Consider the following 20,014-nt stretch of genomic DNA (forward strand, 5'->3'; position numbering starts at 1 on the left):
TGCGGCCTCCCTGGCCAGTCGAGACGCCAGTCTGATGCTGACGTCACTTGTCCTTATGAGTTATGACTATGGAGTCCTGTACGGCGACAGCGCAACTACTTATGCTGACGAGTGATGTCGCGCGTGCGACGTGCCTACGACCACGATCCGGAGATGACCCGATGTCGGAGATCCAGCGCCCCGGAGCCCTTTACCAGCAAGTGGCCGCCGCAATCCGCGAGGCGATCCTGTCCGGCGAGTTCGCACCCGACTCCCTGCTGCCGTCCGAAGCCCAGCTCATGACCCGCTACGGCGTCTCGCGGCCGACCGTCCGCAACGCCATCGCCGCCCTGCGAGCGGAAGGGCTGATCGACGTCCGCCACGGCAAGGGCAGCTTCGTACGCTCCGACGGACAGCCCCCGCTCACCCTCGAACGGCGCATCAGCCACACCACCGACGGCCGGTTCGTCATGCCCGGCGGAGACGTATGGCAAGAGGCGGAGGCGCCGAGCACCTACCGCACCCGCACCACCAAGACCACCGGCCGACTGCTCCAACTCGGCGAGGAAGAGGCACTGTTCGGCTGTGACCGGCTGCTCGTCGACCCCGGCATCGGGACGCGAGCGATGCACCGCACCCTGATTCCGTTCGAGGCCGCCGAGGCCGTCCCCTCGCTCGGCGAGGAACCGGGCCGGCAACCGGCGGAGATCTACCAGCTGCTCGCCGAGGACGGACACAAGCTGTCGTGGACCGAGACGGTACGCGCCCGCATGCCACTGCCCGACGAGCGCACCGCGCTGCGGCTCCCGGACGCGACCCCGATCCTCCACCTGGCCCGCACCACGCACGGCACCGATGACCGCCCCCTGATCCTGGAAGAACTGCGCATCGGTGCCGACCGTGCCGAAGCCGCCTACCGGATCACCACCGACAAGCAGCCCGCGCGACGCACCCGTACCTGAGACCGAACGACCATCGGTCGAAACCCGCTTCACTTCCTCAAGGGCGCGCCTGCGGCGCGCCGGGGCGCCCGGCCGCCCCGGCCGGGCGTGCGGCGTGGCCGCCGGTCCCGTCCGGTCGCCGGACGCCCCCGACCGCAGCACACCCAAGCAGTCGAGGCGGCGACCGGTCCGCGCAGGCCGGAGCCCACGGGGCTGGGCGTCGCCGACCAGCGGATACGCCCCTCATGCCGCCGACTCCAGAAGGGCAGCGAGCCGGTCCACAGCATCCGGCCGGCCCGCCAGCCGGACGACGCCCCGCCCCGCCTCGTCCGTGGAGGCAACCGCCCGGACACTCGACAGCTCGAAGCCGGCGCCAATGAGTGCGCGGTTCAGTCGGTCAGCGGACTCCCGAGCCCCGCGCCATCCCGCGATGTAGTCGACACCAGGCGTCCACAGGACTCCGTCCGAGCCCTCGATGTCGTGCAGCCCATCACCGATCCAGTCCTCACCCGCGCCGGTCACGTGTGTTCACCTCAGCCCTGTTGCAGAAAACGGCTCGTCAACTCGCTTACTTCCAGGGCTAGAAGCGACGCAGCGCAGCGGCCCCGGTACCATCAGGCACCGGGGACCGCTGCGTCCCCTCCCGGACCACCCCGGTTGCTGCCAGGCGCGGGGGTGGTCCGGTCTCGGTATGAGGTTGTGAAGCGCGGCCCCTCGCCCGGGCGAGGACCCGGTGGGCATGATCGCGAGGCACCGCGCTCCGTGGCTGGAGGGGTCAGGCTCCAGCCGGTTACCGGGGCACCGCCGACTCCCGATCGCGAAGGAGTGGCGAGGGCCGCGCCCCGGAGATCACCAGTGGGGTCAGTGACCTGATCCGCCGCTCAGGTCGAAGCGGCACCAGACCGTCTTGCCGCCCCGCTCCTCCGGCGACCACCAGACCGCCGCCGCCAGTCGCTGCACGATGAGCAGGCCACGGCCGTTGTCGGGCAGTACCGCTTCCGACAGCTCCCCGAGCAGCGATGGCGAGAATGCCTCTCCCGCCGGAAGCAACGGGGGCGTCGAGTCTTCGTCGGTTACCCCGATGAATAGCCACTTCGGCCACAGCTTGAAGGTCACGTCGATGCGCCGGCAGCCACCGGCCACGGCGAGGTGACGGTCCGGCACAGCGTGGTTCACCACGTTGCCGACCAGTTCCGAGACGGCCAGCCGGGCGTCATCCACGATCGCGTCAGCACCCGAGCCCCGGAGGAAGACCGCCGTCATGTCGCGTGCCGTGCGGGCCGTGTTCTCGAACTCGGCGAAGAGCGTGAGTGTCAGGAAGTGCCCATCGGCATACGGGGCCGGCGGTGCCGCGAACCAGTGGGTGTACGCGTCCAGCTCACTCGCCAGCCACTCGATCTTGCCCGCATCCATCACGTCCCCTTCCGAGAGCCGGGACGGCTCGTTCGGCGCCGGTTGCATCACGCAAGCCAGTACACGGCTCAGCGGGCGTGACCGGGAGCGTTCACCAGGGGGTTCACATGAACATGGGTAAACGCAAAGGGGGTTCACCAATGAACCCCCCCCCAAAGCGATCCTGCTGTGACACGATGAACACTCGCCGTCATTCTCGGGTTGGCAGGGGAGCATGAACCGAGAGCCGAACGCGCAATTGATCGCAGTCATGGACGAGGCGAAAGTCTCGAACAAAGGCCTTGCCAGGCGGATGCAAGATGCCGCAGACCAGCGAGGTATCAGCCTCGGGACGACGCACGTCTCAGTGCAACGATGGCGGGACGGCGCGGGTATCCAACCGCAGACAGCAGCGATCATGGCGGACGTTCTGAGCGCCAAGCTGGGCCGCCGCGTCACGCCGGGCGATCTCGGCTTCTTCGACCACTCCAAGCCGACCGCTCCGGACCCCGTCGGCTACCCGAGCACCGTGCCGGACGTGCTGTCCATACTGGACGGACTCGCCCAGGAACGAGCCGAGGCCGCGGTCACTCACCGCTTGGTCGTCGCGGACGCCGACCTCAGCGCAGCAGTCCTCTCCTGGTTGATCGCGCGCCCCGACGGCATCCAGGCCGACCGACCCGCTCACCAACGCGTCGGCATGCGCGACGTGCGCGCGATCAGAGACGCAGCCGCCACGTTCATGCAGCTCGACTTCAAGTACGGCGGAGGCCACGGCCACCGAGCCTTACGCCACTACTTCCGCCACGAAGTACTACCGCTACTCAGCGCCAGCTACAACGAGAAGGTAGGCCACGCGCTCTTCAGCGCCGCCGCCGAGGTCTCCCAGTTGCTCGCATGGACCGCGTACGACGTCGGCAACCACCGACTCGCCCACCGCTACCTCACCTCCACGCTGCGCCTGTCCCAGGTCATCGACGACCGCATGTTCGGCGCCCGCATCCTCGGCAACCTCAGCCACCAGGCCAACTACCTCGGCAACCACGCCCAAGCCATCCAGCTCGCCCGAGCCGCCGTCGAGGGCGCCAAGGGCCGGGCCACCCCACGCGCCATGGCGAACTACTGGGCCATGGAGGCCCGCGCCCTCTCCAACGCAGGCGACCGCACCGGAGCCGGCCCCGCCATGAACCAAGCCGAACGCCACTTCGGCCAGGCCGACACCGCCGACGACCCCGCATGGCTCAGCTACTTCGACGACGCCGAACTCCTGGGCGAGTTCTGCCACTGCTTCCGCGACCTGAAGATGCGCCGCGAAGCCGTCGAGCACGCACAGCGCGCCGTCGACAGCACCGACCCCCAGTACGCCCGCACCCTCGGTTTCTGCCGCATGGTGCTCGCCCAGAGCCAGCTACTGAGCGGTGACCTGGAGGCCGCCGTCACCACAGCCAGCCTCGCCGTCGACGGCGGCGACACCCTCCAGTCCAACCGCTTCCAGCGCTACGTCACCGACTTCCAGGTAGAGGTCAGCGCGCACGCGACCCACCCCGCCGTCGTCGCCTTCAACGAGCAGGTCAACGAAGCACTCGCCCGCCTGGACGACGAGGACGAGTAACAGCTACCGCGGACGCCAGTCCCGTGGTGCATCGTCGTTGCGCAGTGCGGAGATGCGCCGGCGGTACTCGTCGGCCGTCTCCTGGTCTTCCTGCACGTTTTGCATGAGCCACGTCGTCATGCCGAACTCTTGGAGCCGACGAAGCGTGTCATAGCCGAGCCAGTCGTACAGATCCCGCCCGTAGGCCCGGACGAAGTCGGCGTACTGCTCGTCGGTCTGCCACCCGAGGCTGTGATGCTCCGTGGCTGTGACCATCAGGTCCCACTCGGGGTGATCGAAGCAGAAGGCCTCGAAGTCGATCAGAACGACTTCACCTCGATCGTTCACCATGAGGTTCTGCACGTGAGCGTCACCATGTACTGGACCCTTGGGCGTCTCGAACGTCAGCTCCCCGAACTGGTCGCGCAACTCACGCCACCGCTTCCGCAAGAAGACCCTGTCGTCCTCCGGAATCGCGGCCCGGCTGATCCGCAGCTCTTGCTTGTCGAAGGGATCGAACGACGGCAGCTCAAGCCCGTCCGGCACCCTCAAGGCGTGCAGATCCCGCAGGGCGGCCCCCAGCTCCCCATACGCCGCCTTCCGGTCCCCCTCAACGATCAGATGCCAGAAGGTCACCGGGCGACCGTCGACCACGAGCGGCTGCTCAAGATCCTCGACGATCCGAGCGGCGGGAAACCCCTCATCCGCCAACCACCGTGAGACAGCCACCTCTTTGCGAGCCGTGGTCAGCCACTCCGGCCCACGAGCCACGCGCACGACCATCGGCACCGAGGCCAGCCGGAACAACGCGTTCTCCCCGAGCCGGATCAACTCCGCGCCCTCGCCATCGAGTCCCGCAGCCCGGCACGCGGCAACCATCACCCGTGCAGCGCCCGCCGAGGCGAACCCCTCTTCCGATCGAGCAGCGCCAACCGCCATGCCCGTACCAGCTCCCCTAGTCGCGCGCGATCAACCAGCGCACGCCCACGGATGACCAACCCGGCGTACGCCAGACACGCCTCAGACCGTACCCGGAGTCAGTTGGAGAATGTCTGACGGAAGGAGAAGTTTATGACTTGAAACTCTCATCCAAACTCTTGCCGAGTGAGGTCAATAGCTCCGGGTTTGCCGCTACCAAGCGTCGGAGCGCTTCGTTGAAACTCTTAGCCTCTTCAGTTAGCCGGAGTTCCAAGCACTCCTTCAATGCGATGATGTAACCCACCGCCCGAAAGTACGGAGATGTGAAAGTTTCACTGAGCTGAATTGATTCCTTGGCATGCAAGAGCGCCTTATCATGCTCACCGATGAGCGCGAATTCCCGAGCAAGAAGTTGATGCGCGCCGGCAGCATCACGTGTCGCTCCATATTCAAGGAGCACAGGGATCGCCTTAGATGCATACTCCTCAGCGATCTGGTGTTTCTGAATTGAGAAGAGTAGAGGGGTCTGTGCGATTAGAGCGTGGGCTAGGCGAGGCTTGTCGTCCAATTCAATAAGTACCGAAACGGCCGCATTGAACCTCACCTCAGCTCCTTCTGAGTCCCCGAGAGCATGAAGAGTCTCTGCAGCATTTGCTTGCGCTACTGCTTCGCCGGACCGACTGCCAATGATTCTGCACAGCTCAATGTCATCAAGGTGCAGACGCAGCGCTTCATCGAACTTTTCGAGCCGTCTAAGCGTGACACCTAGGTCATTGCTCACCATGCTCACTTTATGAGGGTTGTCGATCTTCTTAAATTTTGCTAGCGAGTCGCGTTGAAGTTTCTCCGCCTCTTCCAGATTTCCCATTTCAAAATGCGCCAGCGCAAGAGTATTCAAGGTCTCTGCCGCACCGGATTCGTCTCGGGAATCCAGGCAAACCTGCAAATCCTTTTCGAAATATTCAATAGCCTTCTTGGTGTTTCCTGAAGCTCGATGGATCGCCCCTAGATTGTACAGAACCTGGCCGATTTCATGTTCAATTCCGAGCCGCTGATATATCTCCAGGCTTTCTTCAAGGAGAGGAATTCCTTCATCAAGCCTTCCGCAGTCCATGTATAGGCAGGCGAGCAGGTTTGCGGATGAAGCGATCGCGATCTCAGCACCTGACTCTAGGGATTTTGAATATACATGGGAAGCAAGATCAAGTCCCCGATCGAACTCTCGCCTGTATCGCGCGAGGTTTGCCTGAGCGGTGAGCATTAGAATCTCACCCAAAGGGTCACCGAGCCGCCTGGCAGCGGGAATGCCCCAATGTAGGACCTCTTCCCAAATCTGCCATTCGCCTAGAATTTCGCAAATATTGGACAGAGATGCCGCAAAACCTGCCGCTTTCTCGACCGTGTCATGAGTGAGCGCGATCTTGATGGCGGCCGCGGCATTCGGGAGCTCATTTTTCGCCCAAGCAAGAGCAGATTCCGCCGAGCCGATGTCTGCAGCATTGTCTAGATTGAATTGTACTTGCAGATGCCCGAGGAGGAAAAAATGAGCTTTGATGGCTGAATGCTTCAGCCAGTCGAGCATGCGCTGAATTGCCTGTGCTTTCTTCTTTGCGTCATCCTCGTTGAATTTCTCATGCGAGTAAACCCGCAGGAGATCGTGAAAACGGTATCTCCCATATGTGGCTGATGGTTCGATTAGATTGGCCTCTTCGAGTTTTAAGAGGACTTTCCCTGCCTGCCGTTCGTCGCACCCCATCAGGGCCGAGCACAGGCCGGGGCCAAAGTCTTCGCCTGGTACGCATGAAAGCCTCTTGAAAGCGTTCTTTGCGCCCTTGCTAAGCTTTCGATACGAGAGATTGAAGGCAGCCCTAACGGCCAAATCGCCAACTTCTAGAGCTCCAAGGAGACTGCGCATGTCCATAAGATCTTGCGCAAGATGAGACATGCGCATATTACGTGTCGAGGTGAGCCGATTTGCGGCAATCCGCAGGGCCAACGGAAGGTGCACGCATGCCTCGATCACTGTTTCTGCGCTTGCTGGATCAGCATTCACTATTTCCTCTCCAGTTACCCTTCTAAGAAAGTCGAGGGATGTAGTGGAGGGGAAGATTTCGAGATCGATTCTTTGGAATCCCTCTAGCCCGCGCAGCTGACTTCGGCTGGTGATGAGTACGAGTGCTGAATTCCCTGGAGGGATAAGTGGCCGTAGCTGTCGTTCGTCGCTGGCATTATCTAAGACAATGATGAGTGATCGATCCGCTGTCACTTTGCGATAGGCGTCCAGTCGAGTCGGGGAGTCACCCGGGATTTCTTCCTCTGGTATCCCGAGAGACCTCATAATACGCCCCATTGCTTCTTCGGGGGACGCGGGATGCTCGTCGGCACCGCGCAGATCTATATAGAGGTCGCCATCCGCATACGAGTCGCTCGCGAGGTAAGACGCGTGGACTGCTAGGGCAGTCTTTCCTACACCTGGTTTTCCCGTGATAATTACCCTGGCGGGAGGTGTACTTGGGTTCGGAGAGACAGGTGAAATCCCTAGTAGTTCGATCTCGGCTTGCCGACCGACGAAGTCCGGGATATCAGGAGGTAGTAGCCGCAGGCGAGCGGCCGGTACGCTCGCGGCTTCAGAGACGCTGATATTGATAGTCGGGTTAGTTAGGATCGGCTGGTGGGCATCCCCGCTGATCGCCACTGCGGCGGTACCACTGGCTTCCGTGCCACGTGTCTTCAACGATTCTCCTCAGCGCTCTGAGTAACTTCCGTCTCAATGGGCCCCCCAGCATCTCCTCCTACAGCAACGGCTCCTGGCCCGGTTGTCACGACGCCGCGCGGTTGCACTGAACTGCTCGGCTGATCCCGACCGACGACTCGCGTCTTGATCGTCGATCTTGAAGACCCGCCGATCGACACAGATCCTGCACCTAGGGCTGCCGTTGGCCCGGCGGAGCCTTCTGAAGATCCAGCTCTACCAAGGTAGTACTGCAAGGCCGCCCCCACCGCTACGAGTACGATGAGAGCGATCCACCAGGCCCAAAAAGGCTTGTCAGTAACGAAGTTGGTAACGAGACCTGTCGCGGCAGCCACCACCACGGTGAGAAAGGCCGCGACACCACGCTTTGCCGACTGAGTCACGCGTTGCCCCCCAAGCACTCTGACCGGATGTCACTGTTTTACAGCACACGCTGGTGTGCCCGTGCATGGTTCCACGTACAGGTTTCGGCCGAGGGTAACGATCAGCACTGTCGTGCAGTTGGGTGTCGTTGCCCCGCTTCTGGGTCACGGTCGCCAGTCGGTGACCGCGGCGGGAAGAGTTGTGTGAGCGCGGCGCGGTGGACCCTGGTGGCGTTGGTGCGAGCCAACCTGACTCACTGCCCCAAGTGTCGTCAGATCAAGGTCACCAGCACAGCGCTGCGAGCACCACAGAATGCAGCTGGTGTCGCCCAGCCGTCAGCTTTGGCGACACCGATCGGGCAGGACACGCCGGTACTGCCCAGCCCGCAGTACCCGTTGGGGTTTTTGGTGTCCGAAGGTGCTGCCGGTGGCACAGCTCAGCCCGGTTAAAGTCTCCCCCCTCTTCCCCTGCGGGTGGTGGCTGCCCGATGGTGCGAGCGGTCGCAGACGGCCGTCTCGAGGACGGCAGGCCCCTCAAACCCACTCCACCTCGGAGTGAACCGCTGAGGAGCCCCCAGGCGGCGGCAGCGGCGTACTAGGCGCACTCTGCGCCGGCCGCTGCCGCTCCCTCTGCATGCCCAGCGCGCTCAGTACCGCCACCGCGCCCTCCTCTGTGACATCCGCCACAGCCTCAGCGACGCGTCGCAGCGGCTCGTCCACCCCCGGTCCCCCGTTTCAGCTGGTAGGAGCCGACTTCTTGACCGTCAGCGGCAGCAGCTTCTTGCCGCTGTCGCTTACTTGTGGCCATGTGTCCATCGCCGGGCACACGCCGCAGTCGAAGCACGGGGTCCAGCGGCAGTCCTCCACCTCGGTCTCGTCGAGGGCGTCCTGCCAGTCCTCCCAGAGCCAGTCCTTGTCCAGGCCGGAGTCCAGGTGGTCCCAGGGCAGGACCTCCTCGTAGGAGCGCTCGCGGGTGGTGTACCAGTCGACGTCGACGCCGAAGGGGGCCAGCGCCTTGTCCGCGCAGGCCATCCAGCGGTCGTAGGAGAAGTGCTCGCGCCAGCCGTCGAAGCGGCCGCCGTCCTCGTAGACCGCGCGGATCACCGCGCCGATGCGGCGGTCGCCGCGGGAGAGCAGGCCCTCGACGATGCCGGGCTTGCCGTCGTGGTAGCGGAAGCCGATGGAGCGGCCGTACTTCTTGTCGCCGCGGATCTTGTCCCGGAGCTTGGTGAGGCGGGCGTCCGTCTCCTCGGCCGAGAGCTGCGGGGCCCACTGGAAGGGGGTGTGCGGCTTGGGGACGAAACCGCCGATGGAGACCGTGCAGCGGATGTCGCCCGAGCCGGAGACCTCGCGGCCCTTGGCGATGACGTGGGTCGCCATGTCGGCGATCTGCAGGACGTCGTCGTCGGTCTCGGTGGGCAGGCCGCACATGAAGTACAGCTTGACCTGGCGCCAGCCGTTGCCGTAGGCCGTGGCGACGGTGCGGATCAGGTCGTCCTCGGAGACCATCTTGTTGATGACCTTGCGCATGCGCTCGGAGCCGCCCTCGGGGGCGAACGTGAGGCCCGAGCGGCGGCCGTTGCGGGTCAGCTCGTTGGCCAGGTCCACGTTGAAGGCGTCCACGCGGGTGGAGGGCAGGGAGAGGCCGATCTTGTCGTCCTCGTAGCGGTCGGCGAGGCCCTTGGCGATGTCGCCGATCTCGCTGTGGTCCGCGGAGGACAGGGAGAGCAGGCCGACTTCCTCGAAGCCGGTCGCCTTCAGGCCCTTGTCGACCATGTCGCCGATGCCCGTGATGGAGCGCTCGCGCACCGGGCGGGTGATCATGCCGGCCTGGCAGAAGCGGCAGCCGCGCGTGCAGCCCCGGAAGATCTCCACCGACATGCGCTCGTGGACGGTCTCCGCGAGCGGGACGAGGGGCTGCTTGGGGTAGGGCCACTCGTCCAGGTCCATCACGGTGTGCTTGGACACGCGCCACGGCACGCCGGACTTGTTGGGCACGACGCGGGCGATACGGCCGTCGGGGAGGTACTCGACGTCGTAGAAGCCGGGGACGTAGACCCCGCCGGTCCGCGCCAGGCGGAAGAGGAGTTCCTCGCGGCCACCGGGGCGGCCCTCGGCCTTCCAGGCGCGGACGATCTCCGTGACCTCCAGGACCGCCTGCTCGCCGTCGCCGATGACCGCGCAGTCGATGAAGTCGGCGATCGGCTCGGGGTTGAAGGCCGCGTGGCCGCCGGCCATGACGATCGGGTCGTCGACCGTGCGGTCCCTGGCCTGGAGGGGGATGCCGGCCAGGTCCAGGGCCGTGAGCATGTTGGTGTAGCCCAGCTCCGTGGAGAAGGACAGGCCGAACACGTCGAAGGCCTTCACGGGGCGGTGGCTGTCCACCGTGAACTGCGGGACGCCGTGCTCGCGCATCAGCGCCTCGAGGTCGGGCCACACGCTGTAGGTGCGCTCGGCGAGGACGCCCTCGCGTTCGTTCAGCACCTCGTAGAGGATCATGACGCCCTGGTTGGGCAGGCCGACCTCGTAGGCGTCCGGGTACATGAGCGCCCAGCGGACGTCGCACTCGTCCCAGCTCTTGACGGTGGAGTTGAGCTCGCCGCCCACGTACTGGATCGGCTTCTGCACATGCGGGAGCAAGGCTTCGAGCTGCGGGAAAACCGACTCGACGGTCATCGCGGGGAACTTTCGTGAGCTGACAGGGGTGACCCTCAAGCCTAACCCGGCCGGAGGACTGCCCCGAACGGCCGCGGCGCGGGACCGGGCCTGCGCCGACCCGCGGCGGGGTCGGCGCCGGTGAGAACGGGGCCGGTGGGTCCGGCGTCCTACGCCGACATGGGCCGCTGCACCCGGATGGACTGGAGCAGGCCCACCGCCACCCAGACCACGAACATGGACGAGCCGCCGTAGGAGACGAACGGCAGGGGCAGGCCGGTGACCGGCATGATGCCGAGCGTCATGCCGATGTTCTCGAAGCCCTGGAAGGCGAGCCAGGCGACGATCCCGGCGGCCACGACGGTGCCGTACAGCTCGGTGGTCTCGCGGGCGATGCGGCACGCGCGCCACAGGACGACGCCGAGCAGCACGATGATCAGGCCCGCGCCGGCGAAGCCCAGCTCCTCCCCCGCCACCGTGAAGACGAAGTCGGTCTGCTGTTCGGGGACGAACTGGCCGGTGGTCTGCGAGCCGTGGAAGAGGCCCGCGCCGGTGAGGCCGCCGGAACCGATGGCGATGCGGGCCTGGTTGGTGTTGTAGCCGACGCCGGACGGGTCGAGGCTGGGGTTGGCGAAGGCCGCGAACCGGTTGATCTGGTACTCGTCGAGGATGTGCAGCTGCCAGATGGCGATACAGCCGACCGCGCCCGTGGCGAGCAGGCCGAACACCCAGCGGTTGGAGGCGCCGGAGGCGAGCAGCACACCCAGGATGATGGCCACCAGGACCAGGACCGTGCCGAGGTCGGGCATGAGCAGCACGATCAGGATCGGTACGGCGGCCAGGCCCAGGGACTGCAGGACCGTGCGGTGGTCGGGGTACTCCTTGTCACCGGCGTCCACCCGCGCGGCGAGCATCATCGCCATCCCGAGGATGATCGTGATCTTCACGAACTCCGAGGGCTGGATGGAGAAGCCGCCGCCGAGCACGATCCAGTTGCGGCTGCCGTTGATGGTGGCGCCGAGCGGGGTGAGCACCAGCAGGATGCCGAAGAGCGAGGCGCCGTAGAGGATCGGGACCGCGCTGCGCAGCGTGCGGTGGCCCAGCCAGACGGTGCCGATCATCAGGGCGAGCCCGATGCCGGTGTTCAGCAGGTTGCGGATCAGGAAGTAGTAGGGGTCGCCCTGGTTGATCTCGGTGCGGTTGCGGGTGGCCGAGAAGACGAGGGCGGTGCCGATCCCGGAGAGGGCGAGCGCCGACAGCAGTATCGGCCAGTCCAGGCGGCGGACCACCGAGTCACGGGCGAGGAGCCGGGTCCAGCCGGCCCGCTGGGGGCCGTACCCGGGGACGGAGAAGTTGTTCGCGCCGGTCATGCGGTGGTCCTCCGGCTCCCCCTGCGGCGCGCGCGCCTGCGGGTGTCACGGTTGCCCGTGGGCGTGTTGGTGGTCGCCGGTGTCTGCTGGTTGTCGGGGGCGGTGGTGTTGCCCTGCTCGGCGACCTGCTTGGCGATCTTCTCCTGGTCCTTGGCCGGGTCGCCGGGGATCTTGGGGGCGGGGATGGTGCCGTCGGGCTGGATCGCCGGCAGGCTCTTCTGCGGGGTGGGCAGCAGGGCCCTCTTGTTGTCGACGGAGCCGTCGGCCTGCACGCCGTACAGGGAGCTGTAGATGTTGCGCACGGCCTCACCGGAGGCGCCGGAGCCGGTACCGGCCTGGGCGATGGTCATGATGACCGTGTAGTCCTTGGTGTAGGTGGCGAGCCAGGACGTGGTCTGCTTGCCGTAGACCTCGGCGGTACCGGTCTTGGCGTGCAGCGGGATCTTGTCCTGCGGCCAGCCGTTGAACTTCCAGGCGGCGGTGCCGCGCGTGGCGACGCCGGCGAGCGCCTGGTCCATCATGTCGCGGGTGGCCTTGGTGATGGGCAGCCTGCCGTGGGACTCGGGCTTGATCTCGGTGACGTGCTTGCCGTCGGGGCTGATGACGGCCTTGCCGATGGTCGGGGTGTACATGGTGCCGCCGTTGGAGATCGCGCCGTAGATCACGGCCTCCTGGATCGGGGTGAGCAGGGTGTCGCCCTGGCCGATGGAGTAGTTGATCTCGTCGCCTTCGCGCATCTTGTTGCCTTCGAGGCAGTTCTCGTAGGCGATCTTCTCGACGTAGGTGCCGTTCTTCTTGCCGGACTTGCACCAGGCGTCCTTGTTGGCCTGCCAGTACCGCTGCTTCCACTGGCGGTCGGGGACGCGGCCGGTGACCTCGTTGGGCAGGTCGATGCCGGTCTCCTTGCCGAGGCCGAACTGGTGGGCCGTCTTGAAGAACCAGTCCTTGGGCTTGCCCTTCTTCGGGTTGATGCCGCCGTCCCTCTTCCACTCGCTGTCCGCGAGACCGTAGAAGACGGTGTCGCAGGAGACCTCCAGGGCGCGGCCGAGGGTGATGTCGCCGAAGTTCTCGCCCTCGAAGTTCTTGAAGGTCTGCCCGCCGACCGAGTAGGAACTGGTGCACGGGTAGGCGCCGTTGAAGTCGTAGCCGGCCTGGACCGCGGCGGCCGTGGAGACCACCTTGAAGGTCGAGCCGGGCGCGGACTGACCCTGTATGGCGCGGTTCAGCAGCGGGTAGTCGGAGTCCTTGCCGGTGAGCGCCTTGTAGTCCTTGGCGGAGATGCCGCCGACCCACACGTTGGGGTCGTACGTCGGCGCGGACGCCATGGCGACGACGCGGCCCGTCTTGGCCTCCATGACGACGACGGCGCCGGAGTCCGCCTTGTAGTTGGTGCCGGTGATGCTGTCGTACTGCTGGCGGGCGGTCTTCATCGCCTTGTCCAGCTCGTACTCGGCGACCCGCTGGACGCGGGCGTCGATGCTGGTGACCAGGTTCGAACCGGGCTCGGCCGCATCCGACTTGGCCTTGCCGATGACCCGGCCGAGGTTGTCGACCTCGTAGCGGGTGACGCCGGCCTTGCCGCGCAGTTCCTTGTCGTACTGCCGCTCCAGGCCCGAGCGGCCGACCATGTCGGAGCGCAGGTAGGGCGAGGGGGTGTCCTTGGCCTTCTGGATCTCGTCGTCGGTGACGGGTGAGAGGTAGCCGAGGACCTGCGCGGTGTTGGACTTGCCGGCGCCGGCGTAGCGGCGCACGGCCTCGGGTTCGGCGGTGACGCCGGGGAAGTCCTCGGCGCGTTCGCGGATCTGCAGGGCCTGCTTGGGGGTGGCCTCGTCGGTGATCGGGATGGGCTGGTAGGGCGAGCCGTTCCAGCAGGGCTGCGGGGTCTTGGCGTCGCAGAGCCGGACCTTCTGCAGTATCTCCTGCGGGTCCATGCCGAGGACGCCGGCGAGCTTGGTGAGGACCGCCTTGCCGTCGTCCTTCTGCTTGAGCAGGTCGGTGCGGGAGGCGGAGACCACCAGGCGGGTCTCGTTGTCGGCGAGGGGCACTCCGCGGGCGTCCAGGATCGAGCCGCGCGTGGCGGGCTGGACCACCTGCTGGACGTGGTTGCCGGACGCCTCCTTCTGGTAGTGGGCGCCCTCGCGGATCTGCAGGTACCACAGCCGGCCGCCCAGGGTGCCGAGCAGGGAGAGGACGAGGATCTGGATGACGACGAGCCGGGTCTGGACCCGTGGGGTCCGGCCGGTCTCGGGAATGTTGGTCACTGGTGCTGCCTCCCCCTCTCAGTGTGCGGATGAGCTGTGCGCGTACGTGTCGTGCCCGGGCGAGCCGGGTGACCGGACGCCGTTCGGCCGCCGTGCCGTCACAGGCGCTTGACCCCCTTGATGCGGCCCACCCGGGTGGAGCGGTTGCGGGCCTTCGTCTTCAGGCCGCCGAGCGCGCCGCGCTGGCCGCCGATGCGCAGTCCGGTGCCCGAGGAGAGCCAGCCGGAGGAGATGTCGGCCTTCTTGGAGGCGGAACCGGCCTCGGCGAGCGGGTCGTTCTCGGCGCGCCGGGCGAGCGCCATGATGCCGGGGACGACGAACGGGGCGAGCAGCAGGTCGTAGACGGCGGCGCTGATCAGCAGGCCGGGCAGGCCGACGTGGCGGGCGGCGGTGTCGCCGACGAGGGCGCCGACCCCGGCGTAGAGCAGGGTGGAGCCGATGGCGGCGGCGACCACCACGGCCATCGGGCCGGTGGCCGACTTGACCTGTCCGGTCTCGGGCTTGATGAGTCCGGCGAGGTAGCCGATGACGCACAGCACGAGGGCGTAGCGCCCGGCGGCGTGGTCGGCGGGCGGGGCGAGGTCGGCGAGGAGTCCGGCGCCGAAGCCCACGAGGCAGCCGCCGACGTGGCCGTAGACCATGGCCAGGCCGAGCACGGTGAGCAGCAGCAGGTCGGGGACGGCGCCCGGCAGGTGCAGCCGGGCCAGGACGCTCACCTGGATCACCAGGGCGACGACGACCAGCACGGTGGAGAGCAGGATCCGGTTGAGACGCATGGGGACTTTTCTCGCTCCTACTGCTGCTGGCCGTCGGTGGACTGCGCGTCGGGGCTGCCGCCGGCGTCCGATGACGGGGTGACCGTCACGGTGACCGTGGGCGTCGGGGTCGGCTTGGGCTTGGGCGGCAGGACCGCGTCGCGCGGGTCCTTCTTCGGGGCCTGGACGACGACGCCGACGACGTCGAGCTTGCTGAAGCCGACGTACGGCGTGACGTAGACGGTGCGCGTCAGGTCGCCGCCGGAGGGGTCGACGCGGGAGACGACACCGACCGGGACGCCGGGCACGAACGGCTTGTCGGACTGCGAGCCGAAGGTGATGAGCCGGTCGCCCTTCTTCACATCCGCCTTGCCGTTGAGGAGCTGGACGCGCATCGGGCGGTCGCCCTGCCCGGAGGCGAAGCCTAGTTCGTCGCTGCCCTCCATACGGGTGCCTACGGTGAAGTCGGGGTCGTTGGCGAGCAGGACGGTCGCGGAGTCGGGGCCGACGGTGGTGACGCGGCCGACGAGTCCGTCGCCGTTGAGAACGGTCATGTCGCGCCGGATGCCGTCGTTGGAGCCGGCGTCGATGGTGATGGTCCAGGAGAAGCCCTGCGCGGCTCCTATGGCGATGACCTGGGCGCCCTTGATGCCGTACTGGCCCTCGCCGGCCAGCTTGAGCATCTTGTCCAGCTGGCTGAGGCGGCTGCGGTTGCGGTCGTCGCTGCCGAGCTTGGCCTTGAGCGCCGCGTTCTCCTTCTCCAGCGTGGCGAGCCGGTCGTGGCGGTCGCCCGAGTCGCGGATCGCGGAGACGGCGTTGCCGACCGGGTCCACCGCGCCCGACACGCCGTTCTCGATCGGGCCGAAGACGGTGGCGGCGGCGCGTCGGGCGCCGTCCACCGGGGAGTTCTCCCCGCCGCGGATGTCCACCGTGATCAGCGCGAACGCTACGGCGATCAGCAGCACCAGGAGCAGCCGGCTCTCTTTCGTGTCCCTCACGTGCGGCGGCCGTGCCCTTCCTCGTAGGAATTCGGGTGGCCCCCGGTGAGCGCCGGTGGCGAAGCGCAAACCCAAGGGGCCCATTTGTGGGAGCTTATGCCTCTATATCAACGATCCGCCGTACGAGAGGAGATCATCTCGTACGGCGGAATCGAAAAGTTTCCTCATCGGCGCGGCTGGGCGTCCAGTACCTGCTGCAGCGCCTCGAATTCCTCGACGCACTTCCCGGAGCCGAGCGCCACGCTGTCCAGCGGGTCCTCGGCGATGTGGATCGGCATGCCGGTCTCCCGGCGCAGCCGCTCGTCCAGGCCGCGCAGCAGCGCGCCGCCGCCGGTCAGCACGATGCCCCGGTCCATGATGTCGCCGGACAGCTCCGGCGGGCACTTGTCGAGGGTCGTCTTGACGGCGTCGACGATCGCGTTGACCGGTTCCTCGATGGCCTTGCGCACCTCGGCGGCCGAGATGACGACGGTCTTCGGCAGGCCGGAGACGAGGTCCCGGCCGCGGATCTCGGTGTGCTCGTCGGCGTCGAGTTCGTACGCGGAGCCGATCGTGATCTTGATCTGCTCGGCCGTGCGCTCGCCCAGCAGAAGGCTGTACTCCTTCTTGACGTGCTGGATGATCGCGTTGTCCAGTTCGTCGCCCGCGACGCGGATGGACTGGGCGGTGACGATGCCGCCGAGCGAGATGACCGCGACCTCCGTGGTGCCGCCGCCGATGTCCACCACCATGTTGCCCGTGGCCTCGTGGACCGGCAGGCCGGAGCCGATGGCCGCGGCCATGGGCTCCTCGATGATGTGCACCTGGCGGGCGCCGGCCTGGGAGGAGGCCTCGATGACCGCGCGGCGCTCGACGCCGGTGATGCCGGAGGGGACGCAGACCACGACCCGCGGACGAGCCAGGTACCGCCGCTTGTGGATCTTCAGGATGAAGTAGCGGAGCATCCGCTCGGTGATCTCGAAGTCCGCGATGACGCCGTCCTTGAGCGGGCGCACGGCGACGATGTTGCCGGGCGTGCGCCCGATCATCTTCTTCGCCTCGGCGCCGACCGCGAGGATGCCACCGGTGTTCGTGTTGATCGCGACGACGGACGGCTCGTTGAGTACGATCCCGCGACCCCTGACGTACACCAGCGTGTTGGCGGTCCCGAGGTCGACAGCCATGTCACGGCCGATGAACGACATTGAGTTCCCCATCAGGATTCGTCTGGCCTTCCCCGGTAGCTTTTGAGGGCATTTCAGGTACGGCGAGGTGGGTGCTGTGACGTGAAGGCTTCCATCGTAAACGCGCCTGCACGAACACTGCGCGAGGGTCTCCGCCATTGTCAGCAGATGGCGTACCGCCTCGCTTGTGGAGACGGGCCATCGGGGGCACGCGTTCCCCCGATCGGCACCGGGTATGCCGCTGGGCGGCCGGGTTCCCACGGCCGCCCAGGTCAGACGGAGCGATGAACTGACGATACGTCAGAAAGCGTGAAGCGGAGCCGGCGCCCGGTACCCGGCGGCGACCCGACGGTCCGGGTCAGCCGCGGCCGGGGAAGAAGATCTTCACCTCGCGCTCGGCGGACTCCTCGGAGTCGGAGGCGTGGATCAGGTTCTCCCGCACGATCACACCGTAGTCCCCGCGGACGGAACCGGGCGCGGCGGCGATCGGGTCGGTCGGACCGGCCAGGGCACGCACACCCTCGATGACCCGCTCGCCCTCGACGATCATGGCCACGACCGGACCGGAGGCCATGAACGCCACCAGCGGCTCGTAGAACGGCTTGCCCTTGTGCTCACCGTAGTGCTGCTCCAGCGTGTCCTGGTCCAGGGAGCGCAGCTCCAGCGCGGTGATCTGCCAGCCGGCCTTGCGCTCGATACGGCTGATGATCTCGCCGGTCAGGCCACGACGGACCGCGTCGGGCTTGAGGAGGACGAGGGTGCGCTGGGTCACGGTGGACTCCTTCTGCTGTACAGATGTGCGGTGGGACGACCCTACAAGGTCGCGGTCACACAGCGTCAGCCGAGGCGGAGCCGGCCTCCGCGGCCCGCTCCGCGAATCTCGCCTTCGCCTCGTCGATCTTCCGCCCGAAGTGCACCGACGCCCACCACAGCCCCGCGAACACCGCGCCCAGGAAGTACATCACCGGCACCACGAGACCGGAGGCGACGAGCGCGATCTGCAGCGCCCAGCCGAGCGCCACCCCGCCGGGCCGCGTCAGCACCCCGCACAGCAGCACGCACAGCACCATCGCGATGCCGCTGACCGTCCACACGGTCGACATGGACAGACCGGGGTCCTTCATCGCGACCAGCGCGGCGAAGCCGATGACGAAGAACTCGCCGATCAGAGTCGAGGAACACAGCGTACGCACAAAAAGTCAGCCCCTCCCGAGGAGCAGTCGGGCCTCACCCACGGTGATGACGGAACCGGTGACGAGCACACCGCCACCGGAGAACTCGCCCTCTTCCTCGGCGAGCGTGATGGCGGCCTCCAGCGCGTCCGGCAGCCGCGGCTCGACCTGGACCCGCTCCTCGCCGAACACCTCCACGGCGATCGCGGCCAGCTCGTCGGCGTCCATCGCGCGGTGGCTGGAGTTCTGCGTGACCACGACCTCCGCGAAGATCGGCTCGAACGCCTCCAGCAGACCGCGCACGTTCTTGTCGCCGCTGGCCCCGACCACACCGATCAGCCGGCTGAAGTCGAACGCCTCCTGCACCGCCTCCGCCGTGACCTGCGCGCCCGCCGGGTTGTGCGCGGCGTCCAGCACCACGGTCGGCGAGCGCCGCACGACCTCCATCCGGCCCGGCGAGCTGACCGCCGCGAACGCCTTGCGGACGGTCTCCGCGTCCAGCGGCTCGGCGCGCTGGGCGCCCACCCCGAAGAACGCCTCCACCGCGGCGAGCGCCACGGCCGCGTTGTGCGCCTGGTGCGCGCCGTGCAGCGGCAGGTACACCTCCGGGTACTCGCCGCCCAGACCGCGCAGCGTCAGCAGCTGCCCGCCGACGGCCACCTGCCGCGCCACGACGCCGAACTCCAGCCCCTCGCGGGCCACCGTGGCATTGACGTCCACGGACTTCTTCAGCAGCACCTGCGCCGCGTCCACCGGCTGCTGCGCCATGATCACGGTGGCGTCCTGCTTGATGATCCCGGCCTTCTCCCCCGCGATCTCGCCCGTGGTGTTCCCGAGCCGGTCGGTGTGGTCCAGGCCGATCGGGGTGATCACGGCGACGTCCGCGTCGATGACGTTCGTCGCGTCCCAGCTGCCGCCCATGCCCACCTCGACGACGGCCACGTCCACCGGCGCGTCGGCGAAGGCGGCGTACGCCATGCCGGTCAGCACCTCGAAGAAGGACAGCCGGTACTCCTGAGCGGCGTCGACCATCCCCACGTACGGCTCGATGTCCCGGTACGTCTCGATGAACCGCTCGGCCGAGACCGGCGCGCCGTCCAGGCTGATCCGCTCGGTGATCGACTGCACGTGCGGCGAGGTGTACCGGCCGGTGCGCAGCTCGAAGGCGCCGAGCAGCGCCTCGATCATGCGGGCGGTGGAGGTCTTGCCGTTGGTCCCGGTGATGTGGATGGAGGGGTACGACCGCTGCGGCTCGCCCAGTACGTCCATCAGCGCGGCGATCCTGCTGACCGACGGCTCCAGCTTGGTCTCGCCCCACCGGGTCGCCAGCTCCGCCTCGACGTCGCGCAGCGCCTTGTCGACCTCGGGGTCCTCGGGACGCGCGGGCACGTCGGTGCTCGGCGGGCCGCCCTGGGTGCGCAGGGTGCGGCTGCCGGCCTCGATCACCGCGAGATCGGGGTCGCGGGTGGTCTCGGCCTCGATCATCTCGTCGAAGGAGTCGAGGGGGTCGGGCTGCTCGCTGTCGTCGTACGGGGGGAGGTCGCTCACGGGGCCAGTGTACGTAGGCCCGCTCGCCCGGCGGGCATGCGTGCCGCCGGGGCGGCGCCCGTGGGCGCGGGCGGCGCCCTGCCAGGGCGGTGAGCGTCCCCTGCCCACGGCGCCGGGGGTGGGCGCCGCGGCCGAGGGGGGGCGGGGGGGGGTGGGC

At 67.1% G+C, this 20,014-nt stretch carries 15 protein-coding genes; 2 read left to right on the forward strand and 13 right to left on the reverse strand.

The window, feature by feature from the left end; genetic code table 11:
- The first annotated feature begins 161 nt into the window (after positions 1–161).
- A complete protein-coding gene (locus AB0G56_RS26770; protein WP_360973530.1) occupies positions 162–941 on the forward strand; it encodes a GntR family transcriptional regulator in 780 nt (259 codons plus the stop codon).
- 222 nt (positions 942–1,163) lie between these two features.
- Here the strand turns inward: AB0G56_RS26770 and AB0G56_RS26775 are convergent, their stop codons facing one another.
- Positions 1,164–1,442, reverse strand: coding sequence for a hypothetical protein (locus AB0G56_RS26775; protein ID WP_316740046.1), 279 nt, complete (start codon positions 1,440–1,442; stop codon positions 1,164–1,166).
- 339 nt (positions 1,443–1,781) lie between these two features.
- Positions 1,782–2,333, reverse strand: coding sequence for an ATP-binding protein (locus AB0G56_RS26780; protein WP_360973532.1), 552 nt, complete (start codon positions 2,331–2,333; stop codon positions 1,782–1,784).
- Positions 2,334–2,547: 214 nt separating this feature from the next.
- Here AB0G56_RS26780 and AB0G56_RS26785 point away from each other — a divergent pair, with 214 nt between their 5' ends.
- On the forward strand, positions 2,548–3,924 hold the full coding sequence (locus AB0G56_RS26785; RefSeq protein ID WP_360973534.1) for a sporulation protein: 1,377 nt from the start codon (positions 2,548–2,550) through the stop codon (positions 3,922–3,924).
- Between the two features lie 3 nt (positions 3,925–3,927).
- On the opposite strand, the gene AB0G56_RS26790 is transcribed toward AB0G56_RS26785, so the two are convergent.
- The 11 genes from AB0G56_RS26790 to AB0G56_RS26840 all read right to left on the reverse strand — a co-directional run bounded on the left by AB0G56_RS26790 (position 3,928) and on the right by AB0G56_RS26840 (position 19,857).
- Entirely contained in the window at positions 3,928–4,842 is a 915-nt protein-coding gene (locus AB0G56_RS26790) for an aminoglycoside phosphotransferase family protein (RefSeq protein WP_360973536.1), read from the reverse strand.
- Positions 4,843–4,972: 130 nt separating this feature from the next.
- Positions 4,973–7,555: a tetratricopeptide repeat protein gene (locus tag AB0G56_RS26795; protein WP_360973538.1), complete on the reverse strand. Its 2,583-nt coding sequence runs from the start codon at positions 7,553–7,555 to the stop codon at positions 4,973–4,975.
- A gap of 1,115 nt (positions 7,556–8,670) precedes the next feature.
- Positions 8,671–10,611, reverse strand: a complete 1,941-nt coding sequence (locus AB0G56_RS26800; protein ID WP_360973540.1) for a TIGR03960 family B12-binding radical SAM protein — start codon at positions 10,609–10,611, stop codon at positions 8,671–8,673.
- A 149-nt stretch (positions 10,612–10,760) separates the two neighbouring features.
- Positions 10,761–11,960, reverse strand: coding sequence for a rod shape-determining protein RodA (rodA, locus tag AB0G56_RS26805; protein ID WP_360973542.1), 1,200 nt, complete (start codon positions 11,958–11,960; stop codon positions 10,761–10,763).
- Complete coding sequence (gene mrdA / locus AB0G56_RS26810; RefSeq protein WP_360973544.1) at positions 11,957–14,221, reverse strand: penicillin-binding protein 2; 2,265 nt, start codon at positions 14,219–14,221, stop codon at positions 11,957–11,959. The genes rodA and mrdA overlap by 4 nt, the downstream gene beginning before the upstream one ends.
- A gap of 98 nt (positions 14,222–14,319) precedes the next feature.
- Complete coding sequence (mreD, locus tag AB0G56_RS26815) at positions 14,320–14,997, reverse strand: rod shape-determining protein MreD (protein WP_360973546.1); 678 nt, start codon at positions 14,995–14,997, stop codon at positions 14,320–14,322.
- A 17-nt stretch (positions 14,998–15,014) separates the two neighbouring features.
- On the reverse strand, positions 15,015–15,974 hold the full coding sequence (gene mreC, locus AB0G56_RS26820; RefSeq protein ID WP_360973548.1) for a rod shape-determining protein MreC: 960 nt from the start codon (positions 15,972–15,974) through the stop codon (positions 15,015–15,017).
- A 164-nt stretch (positions 15,975–16,138) separates the two neighbouring features.
- Positions 16,139–17,158 carry a rod shape-determining protein gene (locus AB0G56_RS26825; RefSeq protein ID WP_037854464.1) on the reverse strand — a complete coding sequence of 340 codons (1,020 nt, stop codon included), beginning with the start codon at positions 17,156–17,158 and terminating at the stop codon, positions 16,139–16,141.
- A gap of 337 nt (positions 17,159–17,495) precedes the next feature.
- The gene (gene ndk, locus AB0G56_RS26830; protein ID WP_360973550.1) at positions 17,496–17,909 is read right to left on the reverse strand and encodes a nucleoside-diphosphate kinase; all 414 of its coding nucleotides are present in this window, start codon (positions 17,907–17,909) and stop codon (positions 17,496–17,498) included.
- A 55-nt stretch (positions 17,910–17,964) separates the two neighbouring features.
- Complete coding sequence (locus AB0G56_RS26835; RefSeq protein ID WP_360973552.1) at positions 17,965–18,330, reverse strand: DUF4233 domain-containing protein; 366 nt, start codon at positions 18,328–18,330, stop codon at positions 17,965–17,967.
- Between the two features lie 6 nt (positions 18,331–18,336).
- Complete coding sequence (locus AB0G56_RS26840; protein WP_360973554.1) at positions 18,337–19,857, reverse strand: folylpolyglutamate synthase/dihydrofolate synthase family protein; 1,521 nt, start codon at positions 19,855–19,857, stop codon at positions 18,337–18,339.
- Positions 19,858–20,014: the final 157 nt, after the last annotated feature.

It is taken from the genome of Streptomyces sp. NPDC021356 (assembly GCF_040641015.1).
GTDB lineage: Bacteria > Actinomycetota > Actinomycetes > Streptomycetales > Streptomycetaceae > Streptomyces.

What these genes read in the sequence shown, in the direction of transcription:
- rodA (WP_360973542.1), bottom strand. Translation starts at nt 11,960, where the DNA reads ATGACCGGCGCGAACAACTTCTCCGTCCCCGGGTACGGCCCCCAGCGG.
- AB0G56_RS26790 (WP_360973536.1), bottom strand. Translation starts at nt 4,842, where the DNA reads ATGGCGGTTGGCGCTGCTCGATCGGAAGAGGGGTTCGCCTCGGCGGGC.
- AB0G56_RS26770 (WP_360973530.1), top strand. Translation starts at nt 162, where the DNA reads ATGTCGGAGATCCAGCGCCCCGGAGCCCTTTACCAGCAAGTGGCCGCC.
- AB0G56_RS26800 (WP_360973540.1), bottom strand. Translation starts at nt 10,611, where the DNA reads ATGACCGTCGAGTCGGTTTTCCCGCAGCTCGAAGCCTTGCTCCCGCAT.
- AB0G56_RS26785 (WP_360973534.1), top strand. Translation starts at nt 2,548, where the DNA reads ATGAACCGAGAGCCGAACGCGCAATTGATCGCAGTCATGGACGAGGCG.
- mreD (WP_360973546.1), bottom strand. Translation starts at nt 14,997, where the DNA reads ATGCGTCTCAACCGGATCCTGCTCTCCACCGTGCTGGTCGTCGTCGCC.
- AB0G56_RS26825 (WP_037854464.1), bottom strand. Translation starts at nt 17,158, where the DNA reads ATGTCGTTCATCGGCCGTGACATGGCTGTCGACCTCGGGACCGCCAAC.
- AB0G56_RS26780 (WP_360973532.1), bottom strand. Translation starts at nt 2,333, where the DNA reads ATGGATGCGGGCAAGATCGAGTGGCTGGCGAGTGAGCTGGACGCGTAC.